The sequence below is a fragment of the Burkholderia sp. JPY481 genome (genome assembly GCF_038900515.1).
In the GTDB taxonomy this organism is placed as follows: Bacteria; Pseudomonadota; Gammaproteobacteria; order Burkholderiales; family Burkholderiaceae; genus Paraburkholderia; species Paraburkholderia youngii.
The window spans coordinates 292,510-310,364 of sequence record NZ_JAYMRT010000005.1 but is presented as its reverse complement, the minus strand read 5'-3'; the positions used below and the strand labels follow the sequence as shown (position 1 = coordinate 310,364).

Sequence of the window (17,855 nt, the reverse complement as noted above, 5' to 3'; positions counted from 1 at the left end):
TGCTGCAAGCCACTGAAGCCAATTTCGACGGCCTGGTCGGCCCGACTCACAACTACGCGGGCTTGTCGTTCGGCAACGTCGCGTCGCAGAGCAACGAGAAGTCGGTCGCGAATCCGAAGGCCGCGGCGCGCCAGGGTCTGCGCAAGATGAAGCAGCTCGCGGACCTCGGCTTTCATCAGGGCGTGCTGCCGCCGCAAGAGCGTCCGTCGATGCGGCTGTTGCGCGAGCTCGGTTTTTCCGGCGACGACGCTTCGGTGATCGCGCGCGTCGCGAAGAACGCGCCCGAGCTGCTCGCGGCGGCGAGTTCGGCCTCGGCGATGTGGACCGCGAACGCCGCGACGGTGAGCCCGTCCGCGGATACGCACGACGGCCGCGTGCATTTCACGCCGGCCAATCTGTGCAGCAAGCTGCATCGCGCGATCGAGCATGAATCGACGCGCCGCACGTTGCGGGCGATGTTCAGCGACACCGACCGCTTCGTCGTGCACGAGGCGCTGCCCGGCACGCCCGCGCTCGGCGACGAAGGCGCGGCGAATCACACGCGCTTTTGCGAGCAGTACAAGGCGCGCGGCGTCGAATTCTTCGTGTACGGCCGCAGCGAGTATCGTCGTGGGCCGGAGCCGAAGCGCTATCCGGCGCGCCAGACGTTCGAGGCGAGCCGCGCGGTTGCGCATCGTCATGGCTTGCAGGAAGCGGCGACCGTGTATGCACAGCAGAACCCCGAAGTGATCGACGCGGGCGTGTTTCATAACGACGTGATCGCGGTCGGCAATCGCAACACACTGTTCTGCCATCAGCTCGCGTTCGTCGATCAGCAAGCGGTGTACGACGAGCTGCGCTCGAAGCTCGCGAACCTTCACGCGGGCTTCAACGTGATCGAAGTGCCCGACGCGCAGGTCAGCGTCGCCGATGCGGTGACGTCGTATCTGTTCAACAGCCAGCTGCTGACTCGGCCCGATGGCAAGCAGGTGCTGGTCGTGCCGCAGGAGTGCCGCGAAAATCCGCGCGTCGCCGCGTATCTGGATGAGCTGACTTCGCACAGCGGTCCGATCGACGAAGTGCTCGTGTTCGATCTTCGCGAGAGCATGAAGAACGGGGGCGGTCCGGCCTGTCTGCGTCTGCGCGTCGTACTCGACGACACCGAGCGCGCGGCGGTTGCGCCGGGCGTATGGATCGACGACACGCTGTTCGGCCGTCTCGATGCGTGGATCGAAAAGCACTATCGCGATCGTCTCGCACCGGCCGATCTCAGCGATCCGCAACTGCTGGTCGAATCGCGCACCGCGCTCGATGAGCTGACGCAAATCCTCGCTCTGGGCTCGCTGTATGACTTCCAGCGCTGATTACGCGATGTCGGCCCCGAGCGCGATGCTCGACGATTTTCTCGCGTGGACGCTCGCGGGTTCGCGGCCTGCCGCGCATCGAGCGCAAGGCACGTGCGGGAACGGTGTGCGCTGGACGTGGCAGGGCGACGGCGTGCTCGTCATCGAGCCCGCACAGCGGCATGCAGGCGTGCGCAGCGTGCTCGTCTCGGCCGGCGTGCATGGCGACGAGACCGCGCCGATCGAACTGCTGTCGCGCATCGTCGCCGATATCGCACAGGGCCGCGCGGCGCTCGCGTGCCGGCTGCTCGTGATTCTCGGCAACATCGATGCGATGCGCGACGGCGGCCGCTATCGCGACGACGATCTGAACCGGCTCTTCAGCGGCCGTCATCTGCAACTGCCGCACAGTCATGAAGCGCCGCGCGCGGCCGCGCTCGAACAGGCCGCAACGCGCTTTTTCGCGGACGCGTCCGACGCGCCCGGCGCGCGCTGGCATATCGACATGCATACGGCGATCCGCGCGTCGGTATTCGAGCGCTTCGCGCTGTTGCCGCATACCGGCAAGCCCTTTTCGCGGGCGATGTTCGAATGGCTCGGCGACGCGCGCATCAGCGCGGTGCTGCTGCACACGACGAAGGGCAACACCTATTCGCACTTCACCGCGCAAGCGTGCGGCGCCGATGCGTGCACGCTCGAACTCGGCAAGGTGCGGCCGTTCGGCCACAACGACCTGACGCGCTTCGAGGGCGCGGATCTCGCGGTGCGCGCGCTGCTGGCCGGCACCCGAATGAACGCACACGGCGACGCGCAAGCCACGCTGCCGCGCGTGTTCACCGTCGTCGATCAGCTGACCAAGCAAAGCGACGCATTCGAGCTGCTGCTCGCGCCCGACGTGCCGAACTTCACGCCGCTCGCCAAGGGCACCCCGCTCGCGCGCGACGGTGACTATCAATACACGGTGCAGCGCGACGAAGAGCGCATCGTGTTTCCCAACCCGGCGGTCAAGCCCGGCCTGCGCGCCGGTCTGCTGGTCGTCGATACCACCGCCGAGACGCTGCCCAAGCTTGTCTAGACAGGTTCCGTGTACAATCGCGGGCTTCGCGGCTGACGCACCTACCGGTTACGCCGGCCGCGCGAGTCCGAAGCGCGGCAGGCGTCATCCGCCTGTGCGCGCGAAGTCGGCTCCGTTTCAGTCAACACCGTAAAGGAACACCCGTAATGAAGAAGAATTGGCCCAACCTGGCCGCGCTCGCGCTGTTCGCGACGGCGGCGTTGACCGCAGGCACCGCGTCGGCTGCTGAGATCAAGGAAGTGCGCTTCGGCGTCGAAGCGTCGTACGCGCCGTTCGAATCGAAGTCGCCCGCGGGCGAGCTGCAAGGCTTCGACATCGACGTCGGCAATGCCGTGTGCGCGAAGCTGAAGGCCAGATGCGTGTGGGTCGAGAATTCGTTCGACGGTCTGATTCCGGCGCTCGAAGCGCGCAAGTTCAGCGCGATCAACTCGGACATGACGATCACCGACCAGCGTCGCCAGGCGATCGACTTCACCGATCCGATCTACACGATCCCGAATCAGATGATCGCGAAGAAGGGCAGCGCTCTGCAGCCGACGCCCGCATCGCTGAAGGGCAAGCACGTCGGCGTGCTGCAGGGCACGATCCAGGAGACCTATGCGAAGGCGCGCTGGGCGCCGGCCGGTGTCGACGTCGTGCCGTATCAGACTCAGGACCAGATCTACGCGGACCTCGCGTCGGGCCGTCTCGACGCGTCGTTCCAGGACGCCGAAGCGGCATCGAAGGGCTTTCTGAAGAAGCCGCAAGGCGCGGGCTTCGAGTTCGCCGGTCCGGCCGTGAGCGACGACAAGCTGCTTGGCGCGGGTGTCGGCTACGGCGTGCGCAAGAACGACAAGGCGCTCAAGGATGCGCTGAACGGCGCGTTGAAGGAGCTGAAGGCCGATGGCACGATCGACCATCTCGCCGCCAAATACTTCGACGTGAAAGTCGTGCTGAAGTAACGCTGCATCTAATTGTGCAAAACGGCCGCTGATGCGGCCGTTTTGCTTTTTGCACGCGTGTCGCAAACGTTCAACAAATATTTCGAGATATTGCCCTGTAAGCCTGTTCGTGCCCAATGACGCTGCGATAAAATTGCGACGCACGCTGCCGCGCGTCGACGAGCTTCCAACGTCACGGAAACGCGCCTATGTGCAGCGAAAAACAGAACATAGCGGCCAGGCGCCAGCGGCGCCGAGCGGGGGACCGGAATGACCACCATCGCAATCGAGACTCTGAGCCACAGCGGCACGACCGACGACGCGTCGCTCATCGCCAGCTACGCGCGGCAGCCCATTCTGAATCGGGACGGCATGCTGTGCGGGTACGAGATCAAGGTGCGAGCGCCCGAGCTGCCGCTCGCCGACGCAGACCTCAGCGCCCCGCGAACCAATACCGATCCTCATGCCGACGCGGACGCGTTGCCGGGCCGCGAGCCTACGCCGGTGCAACGCGTCGCGCGCGCGATCGTGCGCGGGCTCGTGCAAAGCGACGTGCGCGGCGCGCTGACCGGCCATCCGGCCTACGTCGACGTGAGCCGCGAGCTGCTGCTCGACGACGCGATCCTGAGACTGCCCGCCGAGCGCTTCATGCTCGAGCTGCCTTCATCGCTCGAAGTCGATGACGAGCTGATCGCGCGTATCGTGTATCTGCATGGCCGTCGCTACCGCTTCGCGCTCGACGATGTCACGCAGCCCGACGAGACTTTCGCGAAGCTGCTGCCGTACGCCGAAGTCGTCAAGATCGACGTCCCGCGCACGCCGCGCGCGCTGCTGTCGAAGCTCGCGAGCGTGCTGAAGTCGGCGGGCAAGCTGCTGCTCGCATCGGGTCTCGATGCGCAGGCCGACTTCGAAACGGTGCATGAACTCGGCTTCGACCGCTTCCAGGGCTATTACTTCGCGCGGGCGCAAAGCGCGTCGACGCGCAGCGTCAGCGCGCCGCGCCACGCGCTGCTCAATCTGCTGCAACTGCTCGCGGGCGACCCGACGGTCGCGCAGCTCGAGGCCGAGCTGAAGCTCAATCCGGTGCTCGTCATGCATCTGATGAAGCTCGCGAATTCGAGCGGCCTCGCGGTCGGTCACAAGGTGACGACGCTGCGCGACGCGATCAACGCGACGGGCACCGATCGCATCGCGCGCTGGACGCAGCTGCTGCTCTATGCCGACGGCCGCAAGGTCGCGCTCGAAGACGATCCGCTGCTGCAACTCGCGGCCACGCGCGCGCGCTTCATGGAGCTCGCGATCGAGCGCATGCCCGAGGCGGGCCGCGACGAAGCCGACGCGGCCTTCCTGACCGGCGTGTTTTCGTTCGTCGATGCGGTGTTCGGCGGCTCGCTCGAGAAAACGCTGAATATCCTCACGCTGTCGCGGCCGATCCAGGCCGCGATCCTGCATCGCGAGGGCAGGCTGGGTCTGTTGCTGAGCGCGGTCGAGGCGCTCGAAGGCGGCGCATGGGAGCGCGTCGCCGCGCTGTCCGAACGTCTTGCGCCGTTGACGCTGGAAGAGGTCGCGCAGATGGGTCTCGCGGCCGGCGCGTGGGCCGGTGTTGCGGATCGCAGCGCGGAAGGGCTGGAGCGGATCGAGGATTGAGTGGGGTGAAAGCCCCACGGATGCCCGCATAAAATCGTTTTCGGGCAAACACGGAAAGAATCAAAGTGAAGCGGAGTGATCAGCGATCACGCCAGGTCTTCACATCGTCTCCATTTCCCGCATCTGCCCCCGGCCGAAAAAACGTCCTAACTCCTTTGCCAGTTCGTTGAGCACGCCCATCTCCTTCTGTGAGATGCGGCGCGCCTCCTGCGTATGCGACCAGTCGCCGTAGAGCAGCGCGACGGTCTGATCGGTTTCGTCGATGATCGGCAGCAGCACGAACGCGCGCGCGTCGTCGAACGAACGCCGGAACCACTCGGGCAGCCGCGCGACCATCTTCGGATCGCGCGCATTCTCGATGAAAATGCCCACCGAGTTCGCGATCGCGAGATGAAACACGTCGGGCTCGAACGCGGTATTGAACGCGAGCTTCGGCAGCGCCACGTCGATCTTCGGCCCGAAGCCGAGACGCGCCCTGAACGTGCCGTTGCTATGTTTGACGTAGACCACGGTGCGCGCGAAGCCGAGCGCCGCGAGCACAGTCTCGGCGGCCATCGCGAGCGCCGGCGCGAGCGGGCTGCCCTCGGGCAGGCCGCGCAAGTCCTTCACGCCGACCTCGATGCGCGCCTCGGGCGTGAGCGCCTCGCGCGCGATCGCATCGGCATTGGCGCGCAGCTCGACGATTTCGCGCATCACGCTGTCGCCGCCATCCTCGCGCGCGAGCGCGACGCTCATCTGCAGCAGCACCTCGGGGTCGGTGTTCAGCGCGCTGCCGTACTCGTGCGCAAGCTCGCCGATGCGTGCCTCGCGCTCGCCCTCGGGCATGTTCTGCTGCGTGAGCACGTCGGCGACCGCGGTCGAGTAGTTGGTGATTGCGCGCAGCCACTGCACCTGGCGCGGTTGCGTCACGTCCTCCGGATCGAACTCGCCCATGCCGGAGCGGATCGTGTCGGGCAGGCGCCAGCGAACCGCCGCTTCGGCGCCGATTTCATCGAAGGTGACGCCGAGCACGAGCACGCACGCATCGGCTTCGAGTGCGCCGCCGTCGATATGGCGGCGAATCTGGTCCCACTCGGCGTCGAGATAGAACACGACCAGCAGCTTGCCGATTTGCCGCATCAGCGTGCAGACCACCGCTTCCTCGCCGGCGCGCAGGTCGCCGCGCTCGGTCAGCTTGCGCGCGACGCAGCCCGACAGCAGCGTGCGGTTCAACTCGAGTTTCGCGTCGATGCGGCGCGGCACGCTTTGATGAAAGTGATCGACGATCTTCAGACCGACCACGAGGTGGCCGACCGCATCCATGCCGAGCACCATCAGCGCGCGCGACACGGTCGTGATATTGCCGCCGAACGCCATGTACATCGCCGAGTTCGCGAGCCGCAGCACCTTCTGCGTGAGCGCGAAGTCCGACAGCACCACTTGCACGAGGCCGGTGAAGTCGAGGTCGTCGTTGGTCACTGCCGCCATGGTGGTGCGCAGCGATTGCGACAGCATAGGGAAATCGCCGCGCTCGCTCATTCGCGTCCAGAGCCGGTCGAGCACTGCCGCCTTTACCATGTGTGTCCCGCAAAAGCCATACGTGTTCCAGTGAATGCCGTGCCGGTCGTGAGCCGGCTTGTTCCGCTGCCTGGGCGTCGTGTCTGCATCGCCCGTTACGCGCCGTGCAGCTGAAGCTCGCGCGTTTCGAAGCGCTGCGCGAGCTCTTCGGACGGCAGCGCCTTGCAGACGAGCCAGCCCTGAATGTGATCGCAGCCCATCTCGGTGAGCAGGGTGCGCTGCGCTTCCGTTTCGACGCCCTCGGCAACCAGTTCGAGGTCGAGCGTCTGCGCAAGGCCGACGACAGCGCTAACGATTGCCTGATCGTTTCGCGAGGTTAGCAGATTCTCGACGAAACTCCGGTCGATCTTCAGCTTCGCGAGCGGAAAGCGCTGCAGGTACGCGAGGCTCGAATAGCCGGTACCGAAGTCGTCGACGGCGAAGCGGATGCCCATCGCGGTCAGGTCTTCGAGCAAGCCCTTCGCGTGCGCCGGGTCGTGCATCAGCAGACTTTCGGTGATCTCGAACACGAGCCGGCGCGGATCGATGCCGGTCAGCTCGATCGCCTCGCGCACCGAGTCCTTGAAGCGCGGATCGCGAAACTGCTGCGGCGACACGTTGACGGCCACGTACTGCAGCGGGATGCCCTTCGCGTCCCACTGGATCAGCTGCATGCACGCGACCTTCATCACCCAGTTGCCGAGGAAGTTGATGAGCCCGATCGACTCCGCGAGCGGAATGAACATCGACGGCGGCACGAGGCCGTGCACCGGATGCGTCCAGCGGATCAACGCCTCGACACCGACCACGCCCCGCGTGCGGCTGCTCGTGATCGGCTGGAAGTGTAGCGAAAACTCGCCGTTGCGTACGCCGTCGTAGAGGTCGGCCTCGAGCTTCAGACGCTCGGCGTCGGCCGGGTTGTCGTCCGGCACGTAGAACGCGAGCGTGTTGCCGCCCGCGGCCTTCGCCTGCAGCAGCGCGTGGTCGGCCCAGCGCAGCAGGTGCGTGTCGTGGCCGCCGGTGTCGTTGGCGTGGCGCACGTCCGGGTACAGGGCGATGCCGATGCTGGCCGACAGGTGGACCTGCTGACCGTTGAACACATACGGCTGCTGGATCGCGGTCAACAGGCGCCGCGCCAGCGCTTCGGCGGCGGCGGCCGCGTCGGTGCGGCTCGCGGCCGGCTTCACGAGGATCGCGAACTCGTCGCTGGCGATCCGCGCGATCGTTTCGTTCGGGCTCGTCATGTTCAACAGGCGCCGTGACGTATCGCGCAGCATCTCGTCGCCGGCGTCGTAGCCGAGCGCGCGGTTCACCCGCTGATAGTCGTCGAGATCGAGCAGCAGCAGCGCGACCGGCGTGCCGTGCGCGTCGGCCTTCTGTTGTGCGTCGAGCAGCGCATGCACCAGACCCGACTGGTTCGGCAGACTGGTCAGCCGGTCCAGATGCAGCGCCTGGGTCAGCCGCTCTTCGGTCGCGCGCCACGACGACACGTCGAAGCCGGCGATCGCGTAGCCGTCGACGCCGTCATGGTTGCTGCGCACGACCCGCAACTCGACCGTGATCGGATAGGTCAGCGACTTGACGAGCCCGAGCGTCGCTTTCTCGACGCTGCCCGAGGCTGCCGCCTGCTTGAGCAGCGCATCGAGGCGCGGCACGTCGGCGGGGGCGACCAGATCGGGCAGCGTCGCGGTTTTCAGGTATTCGCGGTGATAGCCGATGAAGCGCAGGCTCGCGTCGGACACGTAGATGAAGCGCAACGCATCGTCGACGTGCGCAAGCAGGTCGACCGCGCCGACCACCTGTTCCAGTGGGGGCGGGCGGTTCGCGCTGCTCGGCCGGTCGTCGTCCTCGCGCCGGCCGAACGCCCGCAGCCGGTCGATGACCGTGCGCAAGGAGCCCCGGCGGGGCGCGGTGATCGTGTTCGCTTCCATGTTCGTCGCTGGCAACCTGGGTTCGTCCGCGGGCTGGGCTGCTTGTCCGCCGGTCCGGGCGGCCGGGAAATAGCAGGCCGCCCCATCAGAACGAGATAACGACGCAAGCGGGGAAATCTTTAGCTGCGCGCGGAGAAAAGATCCGGTAATGAGGCGCCCGGTGCCGTCGCTGGGACGATTCAGTTAAAGTGACGCCGCTTCGCGGCCGTTAATACGGCGAATCTCCCTTAATTTGGCGACGCTGATGGCGTCGCGCTGCGTAGACTTTCCGAACCTTGCACCGATGATCCATCTTCGAACGCTCCGTCATCAGGTCCGCCAGCGCCCCACGGCCCGTCCCGCGGGACGTCGAGGTGCGTGATGTCTCCGCCGGCGCGTCGGCCGGCTATCCTGAGCGCGGGCACCCGGACGCGGTCCCGCAGTATGTCTACGTCGGCCGCCAGCCGATTCTGGATCGCGATGGGGCGCTTCACGCGTACGAGCTGCTGTTCCGCGCCGGCACCTACAACTACGCCGAAATCAGCGACGACGCGCAGGCCACCGCGCAGGTGGTTGCGCGCACGATCGGCGGAATCGGCGTGCCGGCCGTGCTCGGCCAGCATCGCGGCTTCGTCAATATCGACCGCGCGCTGCTCTTTAGCGACATCGTCCATCTGATGCCGCCCGAGCGCTTCGTGCTCGAAATCCTCGAAACCGTGCGTTACGACGCCTCGCTCGCGCGTCGGCTCGACGAGCTGCACTGCGCCGGTTTCCAGGTCGCGCTCGACGACGTGCACGACCTGACCGACGAGCTGAAGGCGATGCTGCCGTACGCCGACATCGTCAAGATCGACTTCCTGCAAACGCCGCGCCGCAAGGTCGCCGAGCTCGCGTCGGCCTTGCGCGGCTACGGCAAGACGCTGCTCGCCGAGAAGGTCGAAACGCGCGAGGACTTCGCGCTCGCGCACGAGCTCGGCTTTGATCTGTTTCAGGGCTACTTCTTCGCGCGGCCGCAGGTGCTGGCCGCGCCGCGCAACCGCTCGCTGCGCCCGGGGCTGCTGCGGCTGCTCGCGCTGCTCTCGCGCGACGCCGGCATCGTCGAGCTCGAGGCGGAGCTGAAGGTCAATCCGGGCGTGGTCGTGCAACTGCTGCGGCTCGTCAATTCGAGCGCGTTCGGCCTCGGGCGCAACATCGCGTCGCTGCGCGAGGCGATCATCGCGACTGGCACCCGGCAGATCGCGCGCTGGGCGCAACTGCTGCTGTACGCGGATACCGGCGACCTGCCGTGGCGCGCCGATCCGCTCGTGCAACTGGCCGCGACGCGCTCGCGCTTCATGGAGCTCGCCGCGAACTGGCTGCGTCCGGCCGACGGCGAATTCGCCGATGCCGCGTTCATGACCGGGATTTTTTCGCTGGTGCACATCGTGCTCGACAGCACCCCGGACGCGGTGCTCGAAAAGCTCGGCCTCGCGCCGCAGATCCGCGAGGCGATCGTCGCGCGCAAGGGCGAGCTGGGCGCGCTGCTGCTGATCGCCGAGGTCGCGGGCGAGGGCGGCGACGCCGCGCCGGTCGCGACGGCGGCGGGCTTCCACGCGCTGACGCCCGACGTGCTATCGCAGCTGAACCTGTCGGCGGCGGCGTGGTTCGGCGCGCACGTGGCGGAGCCGGACGCGTGATGCGCCGGGCCCGCGCGCCGCATTCTTTCGATTGGCTTGTGGTCCTGGCGGCGACCGACGCCGCGTGCGCATTCGTGGTCCAATAGGCCGTTCAGCGGCGGCCTGTGACGCCGGCCGAAGCTGTGTTCGATGGACGGGATCAACTGCGTGCGCTCACGCATGGAGGAGCAGATGAAGACAAAACACATACCGGCGGTATTGGCCGCCGTCATGGTGTTCGGATTCGCAATGCATTCGCCGCTCGCCTCGGCAACCCTGAAACCCGGCGATACGGCACCGCCGTTCACTGCCGAGGCCTCGCTCGGCGGCAAGACCTACACGTATTCGCTCGCCGATCAGCTGAAGAAGGGGCCGGTCGTGCTGTACTTCTATCCGGCCGCGTTCACGAAGGGCTGCACGATCGAGGCGCACGAGTTCGCCGATGCGGTCGACGAGTACAAAAAGTACGGCGCGACTGTGATCGGCGTATCGCACGACAACATCGATACGCTGACGAAGTTCTCGATCAGCGAATGCCGCAGCAAATTCCCGGTCGCGGCCGACGCCGACGCAAAGGTGATCGACGCATACGACGCGGCCATGCCGATGAAGGCCGGCATGGCGAATCGCGTGTCGTACGTGATCTCGCCCGACGGCAAGATCATCTACGAATACACGAGCCTGCAGCCCGACAAGCATGTCGAGAACACGCTGAACGCGCTCAAGGAATGGGCGGCCGCGCACAAGGGTCAGTGAAGGGGCCGCGCCGGCATCGCGCATTGCTCGTGTCAGGCCCGTGCCAGGCAAAACCATTTACCGGATGAGCTTGCGATGCCGATTCTCGTTGCGTTGATCGCGCTGGTTGCGCTGGGGTACGGCGCGGTACGCGCCTTCGCTGCGTTGCAGGCCAGTTTCGGGCTAGCGGTGGCGGAAGGCGTGGCGGTCCTGGTTGCGTTGCTGATTGCCGGTGCGCTCGCTTACTGGCGGCAGCGGCGCCGCGAAGTCGCGCCGAACGTGCGCGACGGCGACTGGACGCACGAGCTGAAGGGCAGTTGGGGGTCGGTGCGGCTCGCGGCGGCCAAGCGGCTCTGCGAGATTCGCGTCGGCGACGAGCAGGGCGCGTATATCTTCGCGGATCTGCTCGGCGCCGAAGCACAGGGCCGCGACGCGCAGGCGCGGCTCGCCGTGAAGGTCAAGGACGCACGGCGCGGCGAGTGGCTCGTGCCGATGTCGAACGAGCGGGCGGCGCGCCGATGGCAGCGGATCTTTTCGCTGGCCATCGAGCAGAAGCTGTGAGCGCCGCCTTCACGACATCATGACGAGGTCGGCGCCGCGCCACCCGTGCGGCGCGCCTTTCTCGCCTCCCAGCGCACGCGGATGCGATCCATGTACAGATACACGACCGGCGTCGTATAGAGCGTCAGCATCTGGCTGACGATCAGCCCGCCGACGATCGAAATGCCGAGCGGCGCGCGCATCTCCGCGCCTTCGCCGCTGCCGAACGCGAGCGGCAACGCGCCTAGCATCGCGGCGAAGGTGGTCATCATGATCGGCCGGAAGCGCAGCAGACAGGCCTGGTAGATCGCGTCGCGCGACGACAACCCTTTGCGCGACGCGTCGATCGCGAAGTCCACCATCATGATCGCGTTCTTCTTGACGATGCCGATCAGCAGGATCACGCCGATCAGCGCGATGATGCTGAACTCGGTCTTGAACAGCAGCAGCGCGAGCAGCGCGCCGACGCCCGCGGACGGCAGCGTCGACAGGATCGTCAGCGGGTGGATGTAGCTCTCGTACAGGATGCCGAGCACGATATACACCGCCGCGAGCGCGGCGAGGATCAGGATCGGCTGATCGGACATCGACTGCTGGAACGCCTGCGCGGTGCCCTGGAAGCTGCCGTGGATCGTGGCGGGCATACCGATTTCGGCCATTGTGTCGTAGATCACCTGCGTGGCGGTGGATAGCGACACGCCCGGCGGCAGGTTGAACGAGATCGTCGAGGCGACGAACTGGCTCTGGTGATTGACCGACAGCGGCGTGGTGCCCGGCCCGAAGCTCGCGATCGCCGACAGCGGCACCATCGTTTCCTTCGCGGTCGACACCGGCGAGCCCGACGACGCGCTCGACTTGCCGCTCGCCGCGATCGAGTTGATCGCCTGGTTGCGCGCGGAGTCGGCCGCGATGCTGGCCGCGCTCGTCGCGGTGGTGGCTGCGGTGCCGCCGGTTGCCGCGCTCGTCGTTGCGCCCGTGCTGGTCGCCCTGGACGTCACGGTGCCGGCCGGCGCGTTGGTGGTCTGCGCGCCGCTCGCGCTGCCGCCCGAGGTGCTGACGTAAATCTGGCTCAGCATTTCCGGGCTCTGCCAGTAGCGCGGCGCGACTTCCATCACCACGTGATACTGGTTCAGCGGGTTGTAGATCGTCGACACCTGGCGCTGGCCGAACGCGTCGTACAGCGTGTTGTCGATCTGCGCGGGCTTGATGCCGAGGCGCGCGGCGGTGGCGCGGTCGATCGTCACCATCGCTTCGAGACCGCCTTGCTGCTGGTCGGAGTTCACGTCCGCGAGCTCCTTGCGCGCCTGCAGCGCCTCGGTGAGCTTCGGCCCCCACTTGTACAGATCGGGCGTCGAATCGGCGAGCAGCGTGAACTGATACTGCGCGTTCGATTGCCGGCCGCCGACGCGGATGTCCTGCACCGCCTGCAGGAAGGTGCGCGCGCCGGCCACGTCGCCGAGCGGTGCGCGCAACTGCTGGATCACCTGGTCGGCGGACAGCTTGCGTTCGCTCTTCGGCTTCAGCGACAGGAACATGAAGCCCGAGTTGGTCTGCCGGCCGCCGGTGAAGCCGACCACGCTGTCGACCGCCGGGTTCTTGCTGACGATCTCCATCATCTGCGAGAACTTGCCCTTCATCGCCTGGAACGACGTGCTCTGGTCGGCCTGGATGCCGCCGATCAGACGCCCGGTGTCCTGCTGCGGGAAGAAGCCCTTCGGCACGATGATGTAGAGCACGACGTTCAGCCCGATGGTCAGCAGCAGCACGAGCAGGATCAGCCTCGGATGCAGCAGCGCCCAGCCGAGCGTGCGCTCGTAGCCGCGCTGCATCGACGTGAAGCCGCGTTCGAGCCAGCGGCCGAAGCGGCTTTCCTGTTTTTTCTCGTGCGGCTCGCGCAGCAGGCGCGAGCACATCATCGGCGTCAGTGTCAGCGAGACGATCAGCGACACCGCGATCGCGAGCGACAGCGTCAGCGCGAACTCGCGGAACAGCCGCCCGACGATGCCGCCCATCAGCAGGATCGGCAGGAACACGGCGACGAGCGAGATGCTGATCGACATCACCGTGAAGCCGACCTCGCGCGCGCCGAGGAACGCGGCCTTCATGCGCGGCACGCCGTCTTCGATGTGGCGCGAGATGTTTTCGAGCACGACGATCGCGTCGTCGACGACGAAGCCGGTCGCGATGGTCAGCGCCATCAGCGACAGATTGTCGAGCGAGAAGCCCATCAGGTACATCGCGCCGAACGTGCCGATGATCGAGATCGGCACGGCCACGCTCGGAATCAGCGTCGCGCGCCAGTTGCGCAGGAACAGGAACACGACCATCACAACGAGCGCGACCGCGATCACGAGCGTGCGCTGGGTGTCCTTCAGCGACGCGCGGATCGTCGTCGAGCGGTCCGAGGTCGGGGAGATTTCGACGTCGGCGGGCAGCGACGCGTGTAGCTGGGGCAGCATCGCCTTCACGCGGTCGACGGTCTCGATGATGTTGGCGCCCGGCTGCCGGTACAGGATCACGAGCACCGCCTGCTTGCCGTTGAAGAGGCCGAGGTTGCGCAGGTCCTCGACCGAATCGACGACCTCGCCCATGTCGGAGAGTTTGACCGGCGCGCCATTGCGATAGGCGATGACGAGATCCTTGTACTGCGACGCCTTGGTGGCCTGGTCGTTGGTGTACAGCTGCACGCGGTTCTCGCCGAACTCGATCGCCCCTTTCGGGCTGTTCGCGTTGGCCGACGCGAGCGCCGCGCGCACGTCCTCGAGGCCGATGCCGTAATGCGACAGCGCATGCGGCATCAGCTCGACGCGCACCGCCGGATTCGCCGAGCCGCTCACGTCCACTTCGCCGACCCCCTGCACCTGCGACAGCGACTGCTGCAGCACCGTGGCGGCCGAGTCGTAGAGCTGGCCGGGCGTGCGCGTATTCGACGTCAGCGCGAGAATCAGGATCGGCGCGTCGGCCGGGTTGACCTTGTGGTAGGTCGGATTGCTGCGCAGGCTCGCGGGCAGGTCGGCGCGCGCCGCGTTGATCGCGGCCTGCACGTCGCGCGCGGCGCCGTCGATGTCGCGGTTCAGGCCGAACTGCATCGTGATGCGCGTCGAGCCGACCGAGCTTTGCGACGTCATCTCGGTGACGTCGGCGATCGAGCCGAGGTGCCGCTCGAGCGGACTCGCGACGCTGGTCGCGACGGTCTCCGGGCTCGCGCCCGGCAGCGTCGCCTGCACCGAGATGGTCGGGAAGTCGACCTGCGGCAACGGCGCCACCGGCAGCCTGGTGAACGCGAAGACGCCCGACAGCGCGATGCCGATCGCCAGCAGCGTGGTGGCGACCGGGCGGGAAATAAACGGACGCGACAGGTTCATCGCCTAGTTCCCTGCATCGGTGGCGGGCGGTGTGGCGCTACCGGACGAACTGCCGCGGTTAAAGCGCGCGCGCAGCCTGCGGCCGAGCGAATCGAACGCGAGGTAGATCACCGGCGTCGTGAACAGCGTCAGCAGCTGGCTCACGATCAGGCCGCCGGCGATCGCGATACCGAGCGGCCGGCGCAGCTCCGAGCCCGCGCCGGTGCCGAGCATCAGCGGCAGAGCGCCGAGCAGCGCGGCGAGCGTGGTCATCAGAATCGGCCGGAAACGCAGCAGACATGCCTGGTAGATCGCCTCGCGCGGCGGCTTGCCTTCCTCGCGCTCGGCGTAGAGCGCGAAGTCGATCATCATGATCGCGTTCTTCTTCACGATACCGATCAAAAGCACGATGCCGATGATGCCGATGATGTCGAGATCGTGGCCGGTGATCAGCAGCGCGAGCAGCGCGCCGACGCCGGCCGACGGAAGAGTGGACAGAATCGTGATCGGATGGATGAAGCTCTCGTACAGCACGCCGAGCACGATGTACATCGTGACGATCGCCGCGAGGATCAGGAACAGCGTGTTCGCGAGCGACGCCTGGAACGCGAGCGCCGCGCCCTGGAAGCGCGTCTGGAACGACGCGGGCAGGCCGATGTCCTTTTCGGCCTGTTCGATCGCCTTCACGGCCGCGCCGAGCGATGAACCCGGTGCGAGGTTGAACGACACCGTGGTGGCCGGGAACTGGCTCAGGTGCGTGACCAGCAGCGGCGCGGGCCGCTCGATGAACTTCGCGATCGACGACAGCGGCACCTGGCCGCCCGCCGACGTCGAAGAGGGCAGGTAGATCGAATTCAGCGACGTGGTGTAGTGCTGCATCGTCGGCTGCGCTTCGAGAATCACGCGGTACTGGTTCGACTGCGTGAAGATCGTCGAAATGATGCGCTGGCCGAACGCGTCGTACAGCGCGCTGTCGATCGTGGCCGGCGTGATGCCGAAGCGCGCGGCGGTCGCGCGGTCGATCTCGATGAATACCGAGCGGCCGTTGTCCTGCAGATCGGTCGCGACGTCCGCGAGTTCGGGCGACTGCTTCAGGCGCTCGACCAGCTTCGGCACCCACGTCGTGAATTCGCCGATGTTCGGATCGGTCAGCATGAATTGATACTGCGTCGGGCTCACCGTCGAGTCGATCGTCAGGTCCTGCACCGGCTGCATGAACAGCGACGCGCCCGGAATATGCGCGACGTCCTTCTGCAACTGCCGGATCACTTCGCTCGCGGTGTTGCTGCGGTCGTCGCGCGGCTTCAGGTTGATCAGCATGCGGCCGCTGTTGAGCGTGATATTGCTGCCGTCGACGCCGATGAACGAGGTCAGGCTTTCGACGTCCGGGTTCTTCAGGATCTGGTCGGCGAGCGCCTGCTGGCGCTCGGCCATCGACGCGAACGACACCGACTGCGGCATCTGCGTGATCGCCTGGATCACGCCGGTGTCCTGCACCGGGAAGAAGCCCTTCGGCACGAACACGTACAGCAGGCCGGTCAGCACCAGCGTGAGGACAGCTACGACCAGCGTGGAGCGCTGACGGTTCAGCACCCACGTGAGGGCAACCGCGTAGCGCGCGATCACCCAGTCGATGAAGCGGTGCGCCTTTGCCTCGAAACGGTGACTGTCGTGCGGCGGCGTGTGGCGCAGCAGCTTCGCGCACATCATCGGCACCAGCGTCAGCGACACGACCGCCGAAATGACGATCGTCACCGCGAGCGTGATCGCGAATTCATGAAACAGGCGGCCGACCACGTCGCCCATGAAGAGCAGCGGAATCAGCACCGCAATCAGCGAGACCGTTAGCGAAATGATCGTGAAGCCGATCTGCTTCGAGCCCTTCAGCGCGGCTTCGAGCGCACTGTCGCCTTCCTCGACGTAGCGCGCGATGTTCTCGATCATCACGATCGCGTCGTCGACGACGAAGCCGGTCGCGATGGTCAGCGCCATCAGCGATAAATTGTCCAGCGAGAAGCCGCACAGGTACATCACGGCGAGCGTGCCGATCAGCGACAGCGGCACCGACAGGCTCGGAATGATCGTCGCGTAGATGTTGGCGAGGAACAGGTACATCACCAGCACGACCAGTACGACCGACATCGCCAGTTCGAACTGCACGTCGCGCACCGACGCGCGGATCGTCGTGGTGCGGTCGGTGACGACCTCGACGTCGAGCGCGGCGGGCAGCGACTGCTGCAAGCGCGGCAGCAGCGCCTTGATGCTGTCGACCACCTGGATCACGTTCGCACCCGGCTGGCGCTGCACGTTCAGGATGATCGCGGGCGTGTCGTTAACCCATGCGCCGAGCTTCGTGTTCTCCGGACCCGGCACGATGCTCGCGACGTCGGTCAGCATCACCGGGCGGCCGCTCTTGTATGCGACGACCGCGCTCTTGTACTCGTCGGCGTCGGTCAGCTGGTCGTTCGAGTTGATCGTGTAGTTGCGGGTCGGGCCGTCGAAATTGCCCTTCGGCGTGTTGACGTTCAGGTTCGAGATGGTGGTGCGCAGGTCGTCGAGATTCAGCCCGTACGCGGCGAGCGCGCGCGGGTTCGCCTGAATGCGGATCGCCGGGCGCTGGCCGCCCGACAGGCTCACGAGACCCACCCCCGCGACCTGCGAGATCTTCTGCGCGAGACGCGTGTCGGCGAGGTCCTGCACCTGCGTGAGCGGCAGCGTTTTAGACGTGATCGCGAGTGTAATGATCGGCGCGTCGGCCGGGTTGACCTTCGCGTAGATCGGCGGCGCGGGCAGGTCGGACGGCAGCAGGTTGCCCGCCGCGTTGATCGCCGCCTGGACTTCCTGCTCGGCGATATCGAGCGGCAGGTCGAGGCTGAACTGCAGCGTGATGATCGATGAGCCGGCCGAGCTTTGCGACGACATCTGGTTCAGCGACGGCATCTGCCCGAACTGCCGCTCGAGCGGCGCCGTCACCGACGAGGTCATCACGTCCGGGCTCGCACCCGGATAGAAGGTCTGCACCTGGATCGTCGGATAGTCGACCTCGGGCAGCGCGGACAGCGGCAGAAAGCGCAGCGCGACGAGGCCGACCAGCATGATCGCCGCCATCAGCAGCGCGGTGCCGACGGGACGCAGAATAAAAGCGCGGGATGGATTCATGCGGTAAGTGCC

11 protein-coding genes are annotated in these 17,855 nt (G+C 66.4%); 7 read left to right on the top strand and 4 right to left on the bottom strand.

Annotated elements, in window-relative coordinates:
- Positions 1-2: 2 nt before the first annotated feature.
- The 4 genes from astB to VSR82_RS15765 all read left to right on the top strand — a co-directional run bounded on the left by astB (position 3) and on the right by VSR82_RS15765 (position 4,964).
- Complete coding sequence (gene astB, locus VSR82_RS15780) at positions 3-1,343, top strand: N-succinylarginine dihydrolase (protein ID WP_410849080.1); 1,341 nt, start codon at positions 3-5, stop codon at positions 1,341-1,343.
- A complete protein-coding gene (astE, locus tag VSR82_RS15775) occupies positions 1,327-2,397 on the top strand; it encodes a succinylglutamate desuccinylase (protein WP_498857895.1) in 1,071 nt (356 codons plus the stop codon). The genes astB and astE overlap by 17 nt, the downstream gene beginning before the upstream one ends.
- Before the next feature lie 146 nt (positions 2,398-2,543).
- Positions 2,544-3,338, top strand: a complete 795-nt coding sequence (locus tag VSR82_RS15770) for an ABC transporter substrate-binding protein (RefSeq protein WP_429460134.1) — start codon at positions 2,544-2,546, stop codon at positions 3,336-3,338.
- Between the two features lie 249 nt (positions 3,339-3,587).
- Complete coding sequence (locus VSR82_RS15765) at positions 3,588-4,964, top strand: EAL and HDOD domain-containing protein (RefSeq protein ID WP_429460132.1); 1,377 nt, start codon at positions 3,588-3,590, stop codon at positions 4,962-4,964.
- 99 nt (positions 4,965-5,063) lie between these two features.
- Here the strand turns inward: VSR82_RS15765 and VSR82_RS15760 are convergent, their stop codons facing one another.
- Together VSR82_RS15760 and VSR82_RS15755 are read right to left on the bottom strand one after the other, a co-directional pair.
- Positions 5,064-6,521, bottom strand: a complete 1,458-nt coding sequence (locus tag VSR82_RS15760) for an HDOD domain-containing protein (RefSeq protein WP_368585573.1) — start codon at positions 6,519-6,521, stop codon at positions 5,064-5,066.
- A 95-nt stretch (positions 6,522-6,616) separates the two neighbouring features.
- Positions 6,617-8,431, bottom strand: a complete 1,815-nt coding sequence (locus VSR82_RS15755) for a putative bifunctional diguanylate cyclase/phosphodiesterase (protein WP_368585574.1) — start codon at positions 8,429-8,431, stop codon at positions 6,617-6,619.
- Positions 8,432-8,784: 353 nt separating this feature from the next.
- Here VSR82_RS15755 and VSR82_RS15750 point away from each other — a divergent pair, with 353 nt between their 5' ends.
- From VSR82_RS15750 to VSR82_RS15740, 3 genes are all read left to right on the top strand, one after another.
- The gene (locus VSR82_RS15750) at positions 8,785-10,086 is read left to right on the top strand and encodes an EAL and HDOD domain-containing protein (RefSeq protein WP_429460129.1); all 1,302 of its coding nucleotides are present in this window, start codon (positions 8,785-8,787) and stop codon (positions 10,084-10,086) included.
- Positions 10,087-10,257: 171 nt separating this feature from the next.
- Positions 10,258-10,821, top strand: a complete 564-nt coding sequence (locus VSR82_RS15745) for a peroxiredoxin (RefSeq protein ID WP_429460126.1) — start codon at positions 10,258-10,260, stop codon at positions 10,819-10,821.
- Positions 10,822-10,896: 75 nt separating this feature from the next.
- Entirely contained in the window at positions 10,897-11,361 is a 465-nt protein-coding gene (locus tag VSR82_RS15740) for a hypothetical protein (RefSeq protein ID WP_410848985.1), read from the top strand.
- A 17-nt stretch (positions 11,362-11,378) separates the two neighbouring features.
- On the opposite strand, the gene VSR82_RS15735 is transcribed toward VSR82_RS15740, so the two are convergent.
- A complete protein-coding gene (locus tag VSR82_RS15735; RefSeq protein WP_368585578.1) occupies positions 11,379-14,705 on the bottom strand; it encodes an efflux RND transporter permease subunit in 3,327 nt (1,108 codons plus the stop codon).
- Between the two features lie 3 nt (positions 14,706-14,708).
- Positions 14,709-17,843 (bottom strand): MdtB/MuxB family multidrug efflux RND transporter permease subunit, encoded by a 3,135-nt coding sequence (locus VSR82_RS15730; RefSeq protein WP_429460124.1) that lies wholly within the window; start codon positions 17,841-17,843, stop codon positions 14,709-14,711.
- Positions 17,844-17,855: the final 12 nt, after the last annotated feature.